Origin of the sequence: Streptomyces odontomachi (assembly GCF_024435355.1) — a bacterium.
Taxonomy (GTDB): domain Bacteria; phylum Actinomycetota; class Actinomycetes; order Streptomycetales; family Streptomycetaceae; genus Streptomyces; species Streptomyces odontomachi.
In genome coordinates, this window is the sequence record NZ_JAMJWG010000003.1 from 654,884 (window position 1) to 671,273 (window position 16,390).

At 70.6% G+C, this 16,390-nt stretch carries 15 protein-coding genes; 11 read left to right on the forward strand and 4 right to left on the reverse strand.

What is annotated here, in order from left to right; genetic code table 11:
• Position 1: 1 nt before the first annotated feature.
• On the reverse strand, positions 2-1,834 hold the full coding sequence (locus NQO67_RS44220; RefSeq protein ID WP_308295640.1) for a glycine betaine ABC transporter substrate-binding protein: 1,833 nt from the start codon (positions 1,832-1,834) through the stop codon (positions 2-4).
• A gap of 424 nt (positions 1,835-2,258) precedes the next feature.
• Here NQO67_RS44220 and NQO67_RS10785 point away from each other — a divergent pair, with 424 nt between their 5' ends.
• Positions 2,259-3,509 (forward strand): glycoside hydrolase family 10-like protein, encoded by a 1,251-nt coding sequence (locus NQO67_RS10785; protein ID WP_255949579.1) that lies wholly within the window; start codon positions 2,259-2,261, stop codon positions 3,507-3,509.
• 46 nt (positions 3,510-3,555) lie between these two features.
• Here the strand turns inward: NQO67_RS10785 and NQO67_RS10790 are convergent, their stop codons facing one another.
• Positions 3,556-5,271 carry a serine/threonine-protein kinase gene (locus NQO67_RS10790; RefSeq protein ID WP_374118952.1) on the reverse strand — a complete coding sequence of 572 codons (1,716 nt, stop codon included), beginning with the start codon at positions 5,269-5,271 and terminating at the stop codon, positions 3,556-3,558.
• A 313-nt stretch (positions 5,272-5,584) separates the two neighbouring features.
• Between NQO67_RS10790 and NQO67_RS10795 the strand changes: the two genes are divergently transcribed.
• Both NQO67_RS10795 and NQO67_RS10800 read left to right on the forward strand, forming a co-directional pair.
• A complete protein-coding gene (locus NQO67_RS10795) occupies positions 5,585-6,310 on the forward strand; it encodes a GntR family transcriptional regulator (RefSeq protein ID WP_255949581.1) in 726 nt (241 codons plus the stop codon).
• Between the two features lie 125 nt (positions 6,311-6,435).
• Positions 6,436-7,683, forward strand: a complete 1,248-nt coding sequence (locus NQO67_RS10800) for an MFS transporter (protein ID WP_255949665.1) — start codon at positions 6,436-6,438, stop codon at positions 7,681-7,683.
• 158 nt (positions 7,684-7,841) lie between these two features.
• On the opposite strand, the gene NQO67_RS10805 is transcribed toward NQO67_RS10800, so the two are convergent.
• Positions 7,842-8,567: a hypothetical protein gene (locus NQO67_RS10805; protein ID WP_255949582.1), complete on the reverse strand. Its 726-nt coding sequence runs from the start codon at positions 8,565-8,567 to the stop codon at positions 7,842-7,844.
• A 121-nt stretch (positions 8,568-8,688) separates the two neighbouring features.
• Positions 8,689-9,519 (reverse strand): maleylpyruvate isomerase family mycothiol-dependent enzyme, encoded by an 831-nt coding sequence (locus NQO67_RS10810; protein ID WP_255949583.1) that lies wholly within the window; start codon positions 9,517-9,519, stop codon positions 8,689-8,691.
• A gap of 228 nt (positions 9,520-9,747) precedes the next feature.
• Between NQO67_RS10810 and NQO67_RS10815 the strand changes: the two genes are divergently transcribed.
• The 8 genes from NQO67_RS10815 to NQO67_RS10850 all read left to right on the forward strand — a co-directional run bounded on the left by NQO67_RS10815 (position 9,748) and on the right by NQO67_RS10850 (position 16,360).
• On the forward strand, positions 9,748-10,593 hold the full coding sequence (locus tag NQO67_RS10815) for a carbon-nitrogen family hydrolase (RefSeq protein WP_255949584.1): 846 nt from the start codon (positions 9,748-9,750) through the stop codon (positions 10,591-10,593).
• A gap of 314 nt (positions 10,594-10,907) precedes the next feature.
• On the forward strand, positions 10,908-11,309 hold the full coding sequence (locus NQO67_RS10820; protein WP_255949585.1) for a WXG100 family type VII secretion target: 402 nt from the start codon (positions 10,908-10,910) through the stop codon (positions 11,307-11,309).
• Between the two features lie 55 nt (positions 11,310-11,364).
• On the forward strand, positions 11,365-11,667 hold the full coding sequence (locus tag NQO67_RS10825) for a WXG100 family type VII secretion target (RefSeq protein ID WP_255949586.1): 303 nt from the start codon (positions 11,365-11,367) through the stop codon (positions 11,665-11,667).
• A gap of 263 nt (positions 11,668-11,930) precedes the next feature.
• Positions 11,931-13,556 (forward strand): RNase A-like domain-containing protein, encoded by a 1,626-nt coding sequence (locus NQO67_RS44225; RefSeq protein WP_255949587.1) that lies wholly within the window; start codon positions 11,931-11,933, stop codon positions 13,554-13,556.
• A gap of 36 nt (positions 13,557-13,592) precedes the next feature.
• Positions 13,593-14,315 (forward strand): hypothetical protein, encoded by a 723-nt coding sequence (locus NQO67_RS10835; protein WP_255949588.1) that lies wholly within the window; start codon positions 13,593-13,595, stop codon positions 14,313-14,315.
• 71 nt (positions 14,316-14,386) lie between these two features.
• On the forward strand, positions 14,387-14,686 hold the full coding sequence (locus tag NQO67_RS10840; protein ID WP_255949589.1) for an RNase A-like domain-containing protein: 300 nt from the start codon (positions 14,387-14,389) through the stop codon (positions 14,684-14,686).
• Positions 14,687-14,713: 27 nt separating this feature from the next.
• Entirely contained in the window at positions 14,714-15,418 is a 705-nt protein-coding gene (locus tag NQO67_RS10845) for a contact-dependent growth inhibition system immunity protein (RefSeq protein WP_255949590.1), read from the forward strand.
• 81 nt (positions 15,419-15,499) lie between these two features.
• The gene (locus NQO67_RS10850) at positions 15,500-16,360 is read left to right on the forward strand and encodes a class I SAM-dependent methyltransferase (protein WP_255949591.1); all 861 of its coding nucleotides are present in this window, start codon (positions 15,500-15,502) and stop codon (positions 16,358-16,360) included.
• Positions 16,361-16,390 lie beyond the last annotated feature (30 nt).

The following is a 16,390-nucleotide window of genomic DNA, read 5'->3' on the forward strand; positions in this document are numbered from 1 at the left end:
GTCAGCCCTCCCCGGCGGAGCCGTCCGGTACCGGCGCCAGCTTGTCCACCATGCCGGGGTTCTCGGCCAGCCAGGACTTCACGCCGTCCTCCTCGCGGCCCGAGCCGACGGCTTGGATCGCGTTTTCCAGGCCGTCGATCTGCTGATCGTCCAGCTTGAAGTTCCTCAGCCAGCCGGCGACGGTAGGCGCCTTCGCGGCGAAGCCCTTGCGGGCCACCGTGTGGATCTGGTCACCCTTGCCCCAGGAGCCCTTCGGGTCCTTCAGCTTCTTCAGGTCGTACTTGGCGTACGCCCAGTGGGGCGACCAGAGCGTCACCACGATCGGCTCGTGGTTCCGGACGGACCGGTCGAGTTCGGTCAGCATCGACGCCGTGCTCGACGAGGCGACCTCGTACTCATCCTTGAGACCGTAGGCGTCCAGGACCTTGCCGTTCAGGAGGGTCATCATCCCGGCGGCGGGCTCGATACCGACGACGCGCCCGCCGAACGTGTCCGCCCTGCCCTTCAGGTCCGCCAGCGAGTCGACGTCTTCGACGTACGACGGCACCGTCAGCTCCAGCGACGTCCGGGCGTCCCAGCTGCCGAGGTCGTCGAGGCGGCTCCGGTACTTGTCCCAGTACGTCTGGTGCGTGGTCGGCAACCAGGCATCCGTGTGGAAGTCGACGGTGCCGCTGGCGACGGCCGAGAAGAGCAGGGCCGTGTCGAACTGCTTGAGGTTGACGTGGTAGCCGCGCCGCTCCAGCAGGACCTTCCAGAGGTAGGTCGTGGCGATGCCCTCGTCCCAGGGGATGTAGCCCATGGTGACGGTCTGGCCCGCGCCGACCTTGCCGGCCTGGGCCCCGCTGCCGGAATCCTCGCCCTTGTTCCCGCTCGTGTCCTTGCCCTTGTCCGGGCCGAGGAGCAGCACGGTTGTCGGGACGCCGACGAGGGCCGCCGCTCCGAGGCCGCCGAGCACGAGGCCGCGGCGCCCGAGCCGGCGGGGCGCGGGCACGGGTTGCGTCGGCGTGTACGGCGTGTACGGCGGTACGGGCGGGGGCGGGGGTACGTCTGGCAGTGACAGGCCGTCCGGGAGCCGACGTAGGCGTTCGGCGACGGACGCGGCGTCCGCGGGCCGGTGATCAGGGTCTTTGGCCAGCAGCTCCAGTACCAGCTCGTCGAGGGCGACCGGGATCTGCGGGCGCAGTGACCGCGGTGGCGCCGGCTGCTGGTCGATGTGGTGGTAAAGGATCGCACCCACGTTGGTGTCGGTCCGTATCCAACTGCGGCCGGTGAGCAGTTCGTACAGAACGCAGCCGAAGGCGTACAGGTCGGTGCGGTGATCCACCTGCCGGCCCTGGATCTGCTCGGGCGCCATGTACAACGGCGTGCCCGCCGCCTGCCCCGTACTGGTGAGCCGGGTCGCGTCGGCGAGGTGGGCTATGCCGAAGTCGCAGATCTTCACCCGGCCGTCCTCCGCCAGGAACAGATTGGCCGGCTTGATGTCCCGATGGACCACGCCATGACGGTGGGCGACTGCGAGCGCGTCCGCGGCCTGCGCCGCCAACTCCCGTACCTGCTCGATCGGTAGACCCTCGGGGCTGGCCGTCAGAAGATGCCGCAGATCACGTCCGACCAGCAGCTCCATCACGAAGAACAGCCACCGGTCGTCCTGCTCCCGGTGTTCGCCGATGTCGAAGACCGCGGTGATGCCGGGGTGACTCAACCCCGCGCCGACCTGGGCCTCGCGCCGGAAACGCGCAACGTCGGCCGGGTTCGTCGCGACGGGCAACGGAAGGATCTTCACGGCCACCGAACGGCTCAGCTGGACGTCGAGCCCCCGCCACACCTCGCCCATCCCCCCCCCGGCCCAGCGGCTTCTCCAACCGGTACCGGCCGGCCAGTTCCAGACCGCTGCGCATCTGCGTTCCTCCGCTCGGCGAGGCCACGAACCCCGACAGGTAAGCACAGCCGGCATCTCAGCCGGCGCCTCAGCCGACAAGAGGGCGTTTCCTTCGGGTCAGTTGTCGGACCTGCTTTCGCGCCAGGTAGCCCACATGTAAAAGAGCGCATACCGCCCTTTCCAGCAACAGCCGATGATCGCCACCAGCAGTGCGACAACCGTGATCTTCCGTGCGCGTGACATGTCCACCCCTCCCTTACCACCAGGCTACTGCGAGGGCGAAGCCCAAGAAGGTGCCGTCACAGCATTGCCCGTGACCGTGCGCTGGCCCATGATCGGGCGGGCGAAAGAGAACCGACGGGTATTTCAGGGGGCGTGGATGACGCACATCAGCCGCAGAGGCTTCGCGGCGGTATCGGTCGGCGCGGCGGCGACGGTGCTGGCGGGCGGGGTGCCGGCCCACGCAGGCGACAAGGCGCGTGCGGACGGCAAGGGGCGTCCCGTAGAGCAGCTGCGCGGCATGTGGATCTCCTCGGTGGGCAACGGCAACTGGCCCTCGGCTCCCGGGCTGCCGGCCGACCAGCAGCGCGCCGAGCTGACCGCGCTGTTCGACGTCGCGGTGGAGCGCCGGCTCAACGCGATCTACCTCCAGGTCCGACCGACCGCCGACGCCTTCTGGCCGTCCCCGTACGAGCCCTGGTCGCAATACCTCACCGGCACGCAGGGCACCTCCCCCGGCTGGGACCCGTTGGGCTTCGCCGTGCGGGAGGCGCATCGCCGCGGGCTGCAACTGCACGCGTGGTGCAACCCCTACCGCATCTCCCAGAGCGGCGACCTCGACGAGCTGGCCTCCTGGCACCCCGCCCGCCGGCATCCGGAATGGGTCGTCCCCTACGGCGGGAAGTTCTACTACAACCCGGGCATCCCCGCGGTGCGGCACTTCGTGCAGGACGCGATGCTGGACTGCGTCAAGCGCTACCCGGTCGACGGACTGCACTGGGACGACTACTTCTACCCGTACCCCGTGGCGGGACAGGTCTTCGATGACGACGCCGCCTTCGCCCAGTACGGCGGCGACTTCACCGACCGGGACGCCTGGCGCCGCAACAACATCGACCTGCTGGTGCACGAGACGGCGACGCGGATCCGCGCCATGCGGCCAGGCGCCAGCTTCGGCATCAGCCCCTTCGGGGTGTGGCGCAACGCCGCCACCGACCCGCGCGGTTCGGACACCACCGCCGGCGTCCAGACCTACGACGACCTGCACGCGGACACGCTGCGCTGGGTGCAGGAGGAGTGGATCGACTACATCCTCCCGCAGGTCTACTGGAACATCGGCTTCGCCGCCGCCGACTACGCCAAGCTGGTCCCCTGGTGGGCCATGGCGGTCGAGCACACCAACGTGAAGCTGTACATCGGCGAGGCGCTGTACAAGCAGGGCGCGGCCGGTCAGCCGGCACCGTGGCAGGACCCGGCGGAGCTGAGCCGCCACCTCACCTTCGACGAGGCGTGGCCGCAGGTGCGCGGGAACGTCTACTTCTCGGCGAACGAGGTGGTGGCCGACCCGACCGGCGCCATGGCCCAGGTGGTGGCCGACCACTATCCGACGCGGGCGCGCGTACCGCGCTGAGCCGGCCAGCCGGCCGGGCGCTCCTCGGCTCGCACCCGGGTGGTCCTCAGCCCTTGTCCGAGGACCACTCGGTGGCCGTCATCGCGAAGTCCCGCAGGTTGTCCGTGCGGGGGACGGCCTTGTCGATCCACAGCAGTACCAGGGTCTGCTGCTTGGTGAGGATGCAGATGCCGATGTTCGCGTGCAGCGCCTGGCCCGCCTGGAGCTTGCCGATGCTCACCTGCGACGGCAGGTTCTTGGACGTCGCCGCCTTGTGGCAGTCGTCGCCGGTGACGTCGTGGTGGTCGACCGTGCCCCAGGAACCGTGGCCTTCGATCAGGGTGAGGCCGTTGGTGGGGACCTCGTCGCCGGTGCCGTCCGTGCAGTTGGTGTAGCGGATGTCGAAGCCTTGGGGAACGCCGCTGGAGAGGTCCTCGCCGTGCTCGCTGGCCTCGAGGGTGCGCAGGTCGAGCCACGACGTGCTGTGCAGCGTGCTCCCGTTCTCGCCGGCGCACCTCCGCCAGGACCAGGCCGCGGGGGCGTTCTTAGCCGGCGGTGCCTTCAAGGTGACGGCCACGCTCTGCTTGCCATCCATGATCGCCCAGTCCGCGGAGCTGGTCGGCCCGTCGGCACCGGCACCGTTCATCTGCACGGCGGCGAAGATGCCCCCGGCCAGCACGACGAGGGCCGCGCCGATCACCGCGGTCAGCCGCCCGCGGCGGGTACGGAGCAGCCGCCGCGGGGCGGGGGGCGTCTCGCCGGGGCGGGCGGGCGAGGTGTCGGTGGGCTGGGGGTGCACGGCACCGTCGCGCTGGGTCGGCACGTACGCGTGCGGCGCGGGCGCGGTGGCCGGCAGCGGTGCCGGCGCGGGCGGTGCCGGAAGCGTCGGTGCGGGGAGCTCCAGGGCCGTGGCCTCGGCCGCCACCGTGCGGGGCAGCCACCAGCCCTCCCCGCGCATCAGGTCCACGCCCTGCGCCTCGGCGATGCGCAGGCAGTCCTCGATGACGGTGTCGAGGGAGGGCCGGTCGGCGGGGTCCTTGGCCAGGCAGCGTTCGACCACCGGCCGCAGCGGCTCCGGGCAGGCCGTCAGGTCGGGCTGCTGGGACACGATGCGGTACAGCAGACCGAGGCCGTCGCCCTCGCCGAAGGGATGCCGGGCGGTGGCGGCGAAGAACACCACCAGACCGAGCGCGAAGATGTCGATCCCGGGTCCCGCGGTGCGCCCTTCGGCCTGCTCGGGCGCCATGTAGGACGGCGTGCCGAGCCGTACGTCGGTGCCCGTCAGGGCCGTTGCGTCGCCTGCGCGTGCGATGCCGAAGTCGATGACGCGCGGGCCGTCGGAGGCGAGGAGCACGTTCGACGGCTTCAGGTCGCGGTGCACCACCCCGGCGGCGTGCACGGACTGGAGGGCCTCGGCGACCCCGGCGGTGAGCGTGAGCACGCTGGTGACCGGGAGCGGGCCGTGGCGTTGGACCGCGTCGGCCAGCGAGGGTCCTGGCACGTAGGCGCTGGCGAGCCAGGGCTGCTCGCCTTCCGTGTTGCTGTCGATCACGGCGGCCGTGTAGGTCCCCTGCACCTGCCGGGCGGCCGCCACCTCACGGGCGAAGCGGCGTCGGAACTCCGGGTTCTCCGCGTACTCGCGGCGGATCACCTTCAACGCGACCGGCTGGCCGCCGCGGGTCGTGGACAGATACACGCTGCCCATCCCCCCGGACCCCAGCCGCCCGCGCAGGCGGTACCCGGAGACCTCCTGCGGATCCTCTGACGTGAGCGGACTGACCACTGTGCCCCGTACCCCCGACGCAGCCGTAGGTTGAACGATTAACTCACGCTAGCGACAATCACCGGTTCGCTGAACCGGCATCGTGCTGCGTATGTGTCACGGTCGGATCACTCGGAACGGCATCCGAACGCCACCCGGACGGCACCGGCAACGGCAGCCGGAACGGCACCAGGTGTGACGCCAGCCACGACGGCCGGAAACGGGACCGGGAACGACGGCCGGGATCCGCCCGACCCGTACCCCATTCCCGCACCATCCGTCCACATCCTGGACGCAGAAAATCATACGTACATCTTGTATCTATGCTGTACGCATGCCTTCGGCCACCCGTACCGCCCCCGTCCCCGACCCTGTACGCGACTCCGACTCCGACTCCGTTCCCGTCGTCCCTGCCGCCCCCGCCAAGCAACCGCCCGCCGCCGACCGTGTCTACGGTCATGTGAAGCAGGGCGTGCTGGAGCGCCGCTACGAAGGCGGGACGCTGCTCACCGAAGGGGAGCTGGCCGTGGCCGTCGGGGTGTCCCGCACGCCCGTGCGGGAAGCGCTGCTGCGGCTCGAGGTCGAGGGACTGATCCGGCTCTACCCGAAGAAGGGCGCCCTGGTGCTGCCCGTCTCCGCGCAGGAGATCGCCGACGTCGTCGAGACGCGGCAGCTGGTGGAGGCGCATGCCGCGCGCAAGGCGGTACCCGCCCCGCCGGGGCTCATCGAGCGCCTTGAGGAGCTGCTCGAGCAGCAGAAGCAGCAGGCCGCCGAGGGCGATTTCGCCGCGGCGGCGGTGAGCGACCGCTGCTTCCACGCCGAGATCGTCCGCAGCGGGGGGAACGAGATCCTCTCCCGCCTCTACGACCAGCTGCGCGACCGGCAGTTGCGGATGGGCGTCGCCGTGATGCACGCACACCCCGACCGGATCGCCAAGACGCTCACCGAGCACGAGGAGCTCCTGGCGGCGTTGCGCGCCGGAGACGCGGAGGCTGCGGTGGCGCTCGTGCACCGTCACGTCAGCTGGTTCTCCAACCTGGCCAGGGGCGAGCTGCGATGAGCGGCTCACCGTCCGACCAGCCCCCGTCCGACCAACCCCCGTCCACTCCTCCCCCCTTCATCCCTCCGTCGTCCGGTCGTTTGATCCGGCCCGGTGATCCGCCGGGCGGCCGGCGGGCCGTGGTGATGTGGAGCATCGGCGTCGCGGTCTACTTCGTCGCCGTCATCTTCCGCACCTCCCTCGGCGTGGCGGGCCTGGACGCCGTCGACCGGTTCCATGTGAACGCCGCCGCGCTGTCGGCGTTCTCGATCCTCCAGCTGCTCGTCTACGCGGGCATGCAGGTGCCGGTCGGGCTGCTGGTCGACCGGCTCGGCACCAAGAAGGTGCTGGTGCTGGGCACCACGCTCTTCACGGTCGGGCAACTGGCCTTCGCGCTCTCCCCCTCGTACGGGATGGCGCTGGCGGCGCGGGCACTGCTGGGCTGCGGCGACGCCATGACCTTCATAGCGGTGCTGCGTCTTGGCAGCCGGTGGTTCCCCGCCCGGCGTGGCCCGCTGGTCGCACAGCTCGCCGGCCTGATCGGCATGTCGGGCAACCTGGTCGCCACGGTCGTCATCGCCCGGCTGCTGCACTCGGTCGGCTGGACCGCCGCGTTCGCCGGCAGCTCGCTCGCCGGAGTGCTCGTCCTCGCCCTGGTGCTGCTCTTCCTCAAGGACCACCCCGAGGGCTACGAGGTGCCGTCCGCGCCGCACCACGGGGCCGCGTACGTGCGCCGGCAGATCGTCGCCGCCTGGCGGGAGCCGGGCACCCGGCTGGGGCTCTGGGTGCACTTCACGACCCAGTTCCCGGCGATGCAGTTCCTGCTGCTGTGGGGGCTGCCGTTCCTCGTCGAGGCCCAGGGGCTGACCCGGGCCGGCGCGGGCGACCTGCTCACGCTCGTGGTGATCTCCAACATGGTGATCGGCCTGATCTACGGCCAGATCGTGGCCCGGCACCACGCGGCGCGCATGCCCCTGGCGCTCGGCACGGTCGCGGCGACCGCGGCGATCTGGGCGGTCACGCTCGGATACCCGGGCGAGCGGGTGCCGACGGGCCTGCTCGTCCTGCTGTGCACGGTGCTCGGCGCCTGCGGTCCGGCGTCCATGCTCGGCTTCGACTTCGCACGGCCGGCGAACCCGCCCGAGCGGCTGGGCACCGCGTCCGGCATCGTCAACATGGGCGGCTTCATCGCCTCCATGACCACCCTGCTCGTGGTCGGCGTGCTGCTGGACGCCACCGGGGACGACTACCGCGTGGCGTTCTCCGTGATCTTCGTGCTGGAGGCGCTGGGACTCAGCCAGATCCTGCGGCTGCGAGGCCGTGCGGCCCGCCGGGAACGGGAGCGCGTGGTGGTCTCCCGGGTGGCCACGGGACGCAAGCCGGTCCATCGGTGACGGGTTCGGCGCCCGGGGGCCCGTGATGTCGGGTCCTGTGGTGTCGAGGTCCTGTGGTGTCGGGGCGGGGCTCGTGGTGTTTGGCCCGGGTGCGCGGCGGTCGCCGCACGCGCTCAGGACCCGTTCAAGACCGGCTCAGGACCCGGCTTAGGACCCGCTCAGGACCCGTCTAGCAGGCCGGTGACCACGGTGCGGAAGAGCGTGCTGCTGGGGATGTCGGCCACCGACTTCCTGAACACCGGTCGGCGGGAGCCGTGCCGTTCGATGGTCAGCCAGCCCTCGGACACCCGCATGGTCAGCCCCGCCCACGGCACCGGGCGGCGCATGCCACGCCGGAGGCCGGTGCGGCTGACCCGGACGGAACCGAACGCGACGCTCTCGCCCCGGTCGAGCGACGCCAGCGCAGCGGGGAGCCGGGCCCTGGCGACCTCGGCACACGCGGCCTTGCCGAACTCGAAGTAGCGGTGGCACTGCACCGACGCGCTCCCGGGCACCGGGCCGGGCGGCGGGGGCTGCTGTGCACGCGGGCCGGCCTGATGGGCGCCGGCGATCTTCACCCGCGCGCCGTCCCGCCGGGTGAGGGCGAACGTGAACCGGGTCTGCTGGTAGCGACGCGCACCCCCGGTCGTCAGGTAGACGTCCGAGACGGACTCGCGGGTCTCGGTGATCATGTCCCACCGGAACGCCTGGGGCTGCCTGGCGTGGTCCTGGCGCACCAGCCCGTCCCGGAACGCGTACACCCGGTGGATCGTGCTCGGCGAGATGCCACGGGTCGCGAAGACGTGCGGCGGGTCGTCGAGGTGCGCGGCCCTGGCGACCTGGGCGGCCTCAGGGGTGAACTGCTGCCACGGCCCGTCTTCCCCGAGCACCACGAGTTCCGGCACGTCGAGTCCCTCCCACCACTCCGGTCGCTCCCGTCGCTTCCGCTGCCTGGGACGCGTCCGTCCGGTCGGCGGGTTCCGCCGACCGGGCTTCGGAGAGGGCCCGCACCGCCGTGCTACGGCGTCACGGGGTGATCGCGAATTTCCTGAGGATGGTGCGGGCGAGGTCCATGTCGCCCTCCATCTTGATCCGGTCCCGCGCCCCGTCCGCGTCGTACGCGGTGCGGCCGCAGGCCAGCCGGGCGAACGTCTCCCAGTCGAGGCTGATGGTGACGACGGGGCCCAACGAGGGGGAGCTGTCGATGGTGCCGTGGCCGTCGGCGTCGATGCGGACGGTGCGCAGGAACTCCACGGGGCCGCTCACGTCGAAGACGACCGCCGAGTTCGCCGGCGCCTTCGCCTTGTTGGCGACGACCCGGGGCAGCGCCCACAGCAGCAGGTCACGGGTGACGTAGGCGCCGGGCGAGTCGAGGTTGCCCGGCTTGCCGAGCACCGTGCGCAGGTCCTGCTCGTGCACCCAGACGTCGAACGCCCGCCGGCACAGCGAGTTCTCCAGCGTGTCCTCGGTGCTCAGCGGGCCGCGGACCATGGTCTGCGGGTCACGCGACTCGTTCCGCAGCTGCCGGGAGCGGCGGATGATCGTGTACTCCAGCTCGGCCGTCATCTCGGGCGCCGTGTGGTGCCGGCGCACGTCGACCTGCATCTCCATGTACCGCTGGTGATCCGTCTTCACGTGGTACAGGTCCCGCGGCAGGGTGTGGATCGGCCGCGGATCGCCCAGCGCTTCGCAGTCGAGACCGATGACGTGGGAGACGATGTCCCGCACCGACCAGCCGGGGCAGGGCGTGGGCTTGTTCCACTCCCGTTCCGACAGCGGCTGAACCAGTTCGCTTATCGCTTCCACGGAGTGGGTCCAGGCATCGGCGTAGGTCTGAAGGCTGGGATGGAGACTCACGAGACCCCTCGGGCGGTTGTTGCTTGCATCGGTGTGACGGGTGGTCAGGGCGTCGGCCCCTGGTGGTGCTGGGAGTGCTGAGCATGCGGGGGTGACGTCCTGCATGGCTGGTGAGGGTCCGGGGAATGCCCCCGGAAAGGCACAGTACGCTGCCGGGAGGGACCCCGGCAGTCCTTTGGGACGATGGTATGCCGGTATGCACGGCTCGACAGCCAGGACGGTGGTAGTGTGCGCGCCTCTCTGATCCAGATCGATGTAGACGAGGACGAATCGGTCGAGGCCCGCCGGCAGCGCGCGGTGTCCCTGGTGCAGGACGCGGCGGCGCTCGGTTCCGACCTCGTCGTCCTCCCCGAGCTGTGGACCTGCGGCGCCTTCGCCTACGAAGCGTTCGACACCGAGTCCGAGCCGCTGCGCGGGCGCACCTGCGAGGTGATGGCCAAGGCGGCGAGCGACGCCGGCGTCTGGCTGCACGCCGGGTCGATCCCGGAGCTGGGTCCGGCGGACCCCGGCGCCGCGGGCTCCGGCACCGCGGGCTCCGGCACCGGGGAGACCCTCTACAACACCTCCCTCGTCTTCACCCCCACCGGCGAACTCGCCGCGTCCTACCGCAAGATCCACCGCTTCGGCTTCGACAAGGGCGAGGCGACCCTGATGGGCGCCGGCTCCGAGCTGGTCACCCTGCCGCTCGCGGAGACCACGGTGGGCATCGCCACCTGCTACGACCTCAGGTTCCCCGAGATGTTCCGGGGGCTGGTCGACGAGGGGGCGCAAGTCCTGGTGATCCCCGCCGGCTGGCCGGAGCGCCGCCGCGCCCACTGGACCCTGCTGGCGCAGGCCCGCGCCGTCGAGAACCAGGCGTACGTCCTGGCCTGCGGCACCGCCGGCACCCACGCGGGCGTCCCGCAGGCCGGGCACAGCATCGCCGTGGACCCGTGGGGCGAGGTGCTCGCCGAGGCCGGCCCCGGCGAGGAGATCCTGACGGTGGACCTCGACCCGGCGAAGGTCGGCGAGACCCGCGAGCGCTTCCCGGTCCTCAAGGACCGCGTCCTGGGGCTGACGCCACCGCGGCGGTGAGCACGGCGCGGCGGTGACTCCCTGGGGGTGGGCGGCCGGTGACTCCCTGGAGGCGTGCGGCGGTGGCCCTCTGAAGGGGGTTCGGGTGTCGGCCAGGGGGCCAGGGGCGGCCGGCGGGTGCCCCGGCACGGGCGCCCCGAAATCCGCCTGGTTCGTTCGTTGTTCGTTCCGTTTCCCTTTCGTTCCGTCACGGGTATGCCGTGAATTGGTCACAGTGCCGAGCGCGGCGGCGTCGACCTCGAGCGTGCGTGCCACTATTTCGACAGACGAAAGCGGTTTCGACCCATCTGTGCACCACCCTGGGGGCGGGCGACATGGGCAAGGGAAACGGCAAGAATCTCAACGTCAGCCAGCACCAGCTGACCAAGCTTGCGGATGATCTCGGTCGTATGGAACGGGACCTGCACAAGAAGATCCGCCATCTCGACCAGCTGGTGGAGGCCGCGGAAGTGGGCTGGAAGAGCCCAGCGGCCACCGTGTACCGCGAGCTCCAGCGCAGCGTGAACCGCGATGCCCTGCGGATCAGGGAGATGCTGCTCGCCATCCAGCAGGCGGTCCGGCTGGGCCGGGACGGCTTCAGCGCCCAGGACCTGGAGATCATGCTGCGCATCAAGCGGCTGGAGGCCACGCCCGAGGGCGAACGGGAGATCCTCGCCCTTGCCGACGAAGCGCCGGCGCCGCCCCAGGATCCCCGGAGCCGGCTCGACGCCTACTGACGGCACCGGTGGTCCACCGACCCGATCGACCCGCACGGTTTCGAGGGGGACCCACATGGCGGACGACGGCAACCTGGACATCGACATCGGCACCCTGCACCACCTGTCGGAACAACTCGAGCTCATCCTCAAGGACCTCAACCGCCAGCTGGAAGACCTCTTCACGCGCACCGAGAAGGTCGTGCTCAGCTGGGAGGGCGAGGCGCGCGACACCTGCGTGGACCACCTGGACCGCTGGGACCTCGCCATGCAGGACATGGAGGGCGCCCAGCGCTGGCTGCACCAGATGGTCACGACCGGGCACCTCAACTACGCCGCGGCCCACCGGGCGGTGCTGCGCGGCTGGGGAGCGGTCTGATGTCGACACCGCCCAGCCCGACGCCGACCCACACCCCGAGCCCGACGCACACCCCGAGTCCGACGCACACGCCGAGCCCCACGCACACCCCGACGCCGACGCAGACGCCGACGCAGACGCCCACCCAGTCCCCGAGCCAGTCGCCTTCGCAGTCCCCGTCGCAATCGCCCCCTCCCCCTTCGACGCCCCCGGGAGGAGGGCCGGCGAAGCCGGCGCACGACCCCAGGCGCAGCGACGGGAGCTTCGCCGTCGAACCCGAGCACGTGCACTACGTGTCGCGACAGATCGCCTACGCGCAGGGTGAGTACAACAAGCACGCCGTGAACCTGATCAACGACCTGAACGACCGGCATCCGTGCGGCGGTGGCGGCGACGCGGCAGGGGAGTTCAGCAAGAAGTACAACCAGGTCGGTCGGTACGCCTTCGCCTTGTGGGCCGCCAGCGTGGAGAGCATCGGCGGCGTGGCGATCGGCCTGAACCGCACGGCCAACAACTACGCCGCCGCCGAGCACGCCACCGATCCCAAGAAGAAGGGCCCGGCGCCCAAGGTGGCTCCGCCCGACGTCATAGAGAAGGCGCCCAAGTACCCGACGCTGGAGCACGTGGAGCACGGTTTCAACAGCGACGACGGTCTGGACTGGCACGACTTCGTCGATGGCCACGACGAGTTGGAACTGCTGCTGGCGGAAATCCTCTTCGAGAAGTTCAAGGGTTTCGAGCGGCTGGTGGCGAACTTACCCCTCGTCGACTCCGGCGCGATGCGCGACGAGGCCCAGCGCTGGCAGCAGGCGGCCCGGGACGTTCAGACCATGGGGTCGGGCTTCGACGGTGCGGTCTCGTACATCACGGACGACAAGAACGGTGAATGGCAGCAGGCCATGCACACGTTCTGTAGAAGCGTCTGGGGCACCACGGCATGGGGCCATGAGCGCTACAGCGCCGCACGCGGCGGGAACATGGCGTGGGGGCACACCGGAAGCCAGGCCGCAAGCGGCGACAAGCCCATCATGGAAACGCAGAAGAACGCCGCCAACGGCATGGCCACCGCCTGCACGCAGTGGGCCCAGGCGGGGGACGACGTCCGGGGCGCGCTGAAGCACATCTTCTGGGAGGCGCTCAAGAAGACCGTCAAATCGCTCGGGAAAGAGATCCTCGTCGACCTGGCGTTGGAGGGCGGGAACATCAGGGCGCTGGTGGCGACCGTGGCCGCGGAGGCGGTGGTCACCTTCCTGGCCAGCGTCGACCAGGAAGCCCTGAACAAGGCCATGGGCGACTACGAGGGCAAGGCGACCGCAGCGGCCAAGGGTTTGATGAAGTACGAGGAGGACTTGGTCATAGGGGCGCGCAGGGCCCCGAAGTTCCAGGCGGAGGAGGCCCGCGCCGAGGGGTTCGGGGCACGGTCGCTCAGTGATTTCAAGGCGCCCTTCTACACCGTCCCCGGGGACGATCCCGGGAAGCACAAGTACCCTGTCGACCTCGCGAACCAGGAAGGATACGAGGTCGATGACAAGGGAGGGACCACACACACCCTGGACAAGCATGTGGGTCAGACCGATGTGCAACTCGTCGAGCGCATGCGCGACGAAAGAAGAGAGAACGCGTCCTCCTACCAGAGCCTCGCCAAGGCGCAGGAATATACCCAAAAAGTGCTGGACGCGCCTGAGAACCAAGCGAAGATTGCCCAGTGGTTGAACAGCGACAAGCGCAAGGACAATGACTGGTCGCCTGCCTTTTCCCTGAACTTCGGCAACGAAGTCACCGGCCGCAGTGTGAACAGCAGAGTCCTCCCGCCTCAAGTGACGGAAACGCACGTCGCGAAGGTCACGCTCGTGTACCGGTCGGATCTTCACCCGCCGTATGTCGTGGGAACTTCTTACCCGTCCAATTGAGTACCAGTGAATCGCCTCACAGTTCAGGGGAAATCCATGTCGGGGAGCCTGGCGGAATTCTTCTACCACGATCCCATCTATGAGCTGGTTCAGGTGCTCGGCCGCGCTCCGGCGGGGCCTCATGACCCCCAGCCGGAGCCCGTCGAATGGGAAGTGCTGCGCTACCGGCGGCTCATGGACCTGTACATGGCCTACTCCGCCTTCCGGCAGCGGCCGGATTCCGTGGCCGCACAACTGGACTACGTCGCACGGACCTTCGACCCCGACTGCCTGGCGGCCTGCACGCCGGATGTGCGGTACGTGTGGGAGCGGGCGGCCCGCGTACACGGCGGCAGCGTTCCCGAGCTGCTCGCCACGCTGGCGGACCTGATGCGCCTGGCCGGTACCGGGCCCGCACCCGACTACGACGAGATCCCGCTGGCCCGCTGGGAAGCCGAGCAGCGGTATCCGAACCTCTGCAAGGTGCGCGACTACGTGGACGACGCCTCCCACCTGGAGACGGCGGAAGCGGTCCGGACCGCCGTCCTCATGGGCCACCCTGCCTCATGTGACGAGGCGGTACCGCCGCTGGCGTCCCAGGGCATGGAAGCGCTCGCCCTCTGCAAGCAACACCGGAAATTCCGAAAGCGCATGGAGACTTTCATGAACTTGACATCCGATGCGCTCGCTCTGATCGTCGACACCGCTTGCGAGCACATGAAGGCCGAGCACCGGACCGGGTCGGCGACCGCTCACCGCACCCAGCCGCGGACCCGATGACAGCCGGCCGCCGCTCGCCGGGGCTCCTTGCCGCACGACCTCCCAGACCCGCCTCGTGATAGGCACCCACCATGAAGACCCGCACCTCCACCTACCCCGACCGGGAGACCGCCCAGTGGGCCACCCAGCAGGTGGTGACCCGCAACGAGCAGGTCATCCACCGCTGGCTGGCGCAGGGCACCCGGGACCGGCTGACCATCGAGGCCGCCTGGCCGTCCCGGGACGAACCCGTCGGGCGCGTGCTGCTCCAGGCGATGCTGCTGGCCGGGCGCGGGGCCGTGGACGTCCGCGCGGCGCGCGTGATCCTCAGGCGCGACGCGGACAGCCCGAACGGGTTCCGCGTGCACGCCACGTTCCCGATCTTCCTGTAGAGCGCTCGGCCAAGGAGACCGCGACCCATGCCGTTGAAGCCGCTGGAGCACGACCGCAAGTACGGCGAGCTGGACCAGGTGCTCCGCGCCTACCTCGGACAGCGCGCCGACGACACCGACGAGCAGCGCAGCGCGGCGCTCACCGCCTACCTGCGTCACACCTGGCACAGCCGCCCCTGGGCCCTGGCCGTCGCCGAGCGCCAGCTGCGCGACCTCGCGGACAACCCGCCCGGCCGGCTCCGGCTGCGCCTCGGCGAGTACTACGCCGTCCCCGACGTCGGCCTGACCGGTACCGAGCTCCAGGAGTGGTTCGTCAGGCTCGCCGACCACATCAAGCAGAGCGTCACCGACGGCGACGTCCCGCCGCCCGCCACGCCCGCGACCCACTGGGAGTGGCAGGCCCGGTTCCCCGAGTTGGCGCAGCTGCTGGGCGGCTGGTTCTCGCAGGACATGAGCGACGAGTTCGACGATCACGAAGCCGCCCTCGCGGACTACCTGGCCACCAGCGCCGCCACGCTGGTCGCCCGCGCCGTGGGCGAGGCGCACGAGCTGCTGGCCCTCGGCCTCGACGAGAGCCGCCTCGGGCTCGCCACCGCGGAACTGGGCATGGAGGTCGACCCGCCCGCCGACCACGGCCCGGAGGGCTGGCTCGTCCTGCTCGCCCAGACGCTCGCCGCCGGCCCGGCGGATGCGGTGGACCCCGCGGACGGCCCCGCGGAACCGCAGGGGTGAGCCCGGCCGCCGCGCCCGGTCCATCCCGGCGTGGTGAAATCCGGATGCGGCGCGTCCGGTCCGCTCAGTACCGTCCCGCCCATGGCGCACACGGAAACCGGACCGGCACCGAAGGCAGACCCCGCCCCCGCCCCGGACTGGCTGAGGACCAACCGCGCGAACTGGGACGCCCGGGTTCCCGTGCACGCCGCCAGCGAGCTCTACGACCTGGCGGGGTTCCGGGCCGGGCGCTCCACGCTGCGCGCGCTCGACCTCGACGAGGTCGGCGACGTCACCGGCAGGCGCCTGCTGCACCTCCAGTGCCACATGGGCCAGGACACCCTGTCCTGGGCACGCCGCGGGGCACACGTCACCGGCCTGGACTTCTCCGCCCCGGCGATCCGGACCGCCCGCGCGCTGGCCGAGGACACCGGTCTCGCGGACCGTGCGCGTTTCGTGGTCTCCGATGTCTACGCGGCGCCCCAGGCCCTGGACGGGCAGCGCTTCGACATCGTCGTCACCGGCGTCGGCGCGCTCGTCTGGCTGCCCGACCTCCCCCGCTGGGCGCAGATCGTGGTGTCCCTCCTGGCCGACGGCGGATTCCTCCATCTGGCGGAGTTCCATCCGTTCACCGACGTCCTCGACGAGGACGGCAGCACCGTGGCGTACGACTACTTCGGGGACGCCCAGGGCGCCCGCTACGACTCTCCGTACACGTACACCGACGGCCCGCCGCTCGCCGAGCCCGTCCACGTCGAGTGGCAGCACTCACTGGGCGAGGTGATCACCTCGCTGGCCGCGGCCGGGCTGCGCATCGAGTTCCTGCACGAGTACCCGACCACGCTCTTCCGGCGCTTCCCGGTACTGGAGGGGAGCGCCGACGGCACCGGCGGGGGGGCCTTTCCCCCCGGTGCCCCGCAGATCCCGCTGATGTACTCGCTGCGGGCACGCCGGACCCCCTGACGTCGGGCGGGCGCTGCGGTGGACGCCGGG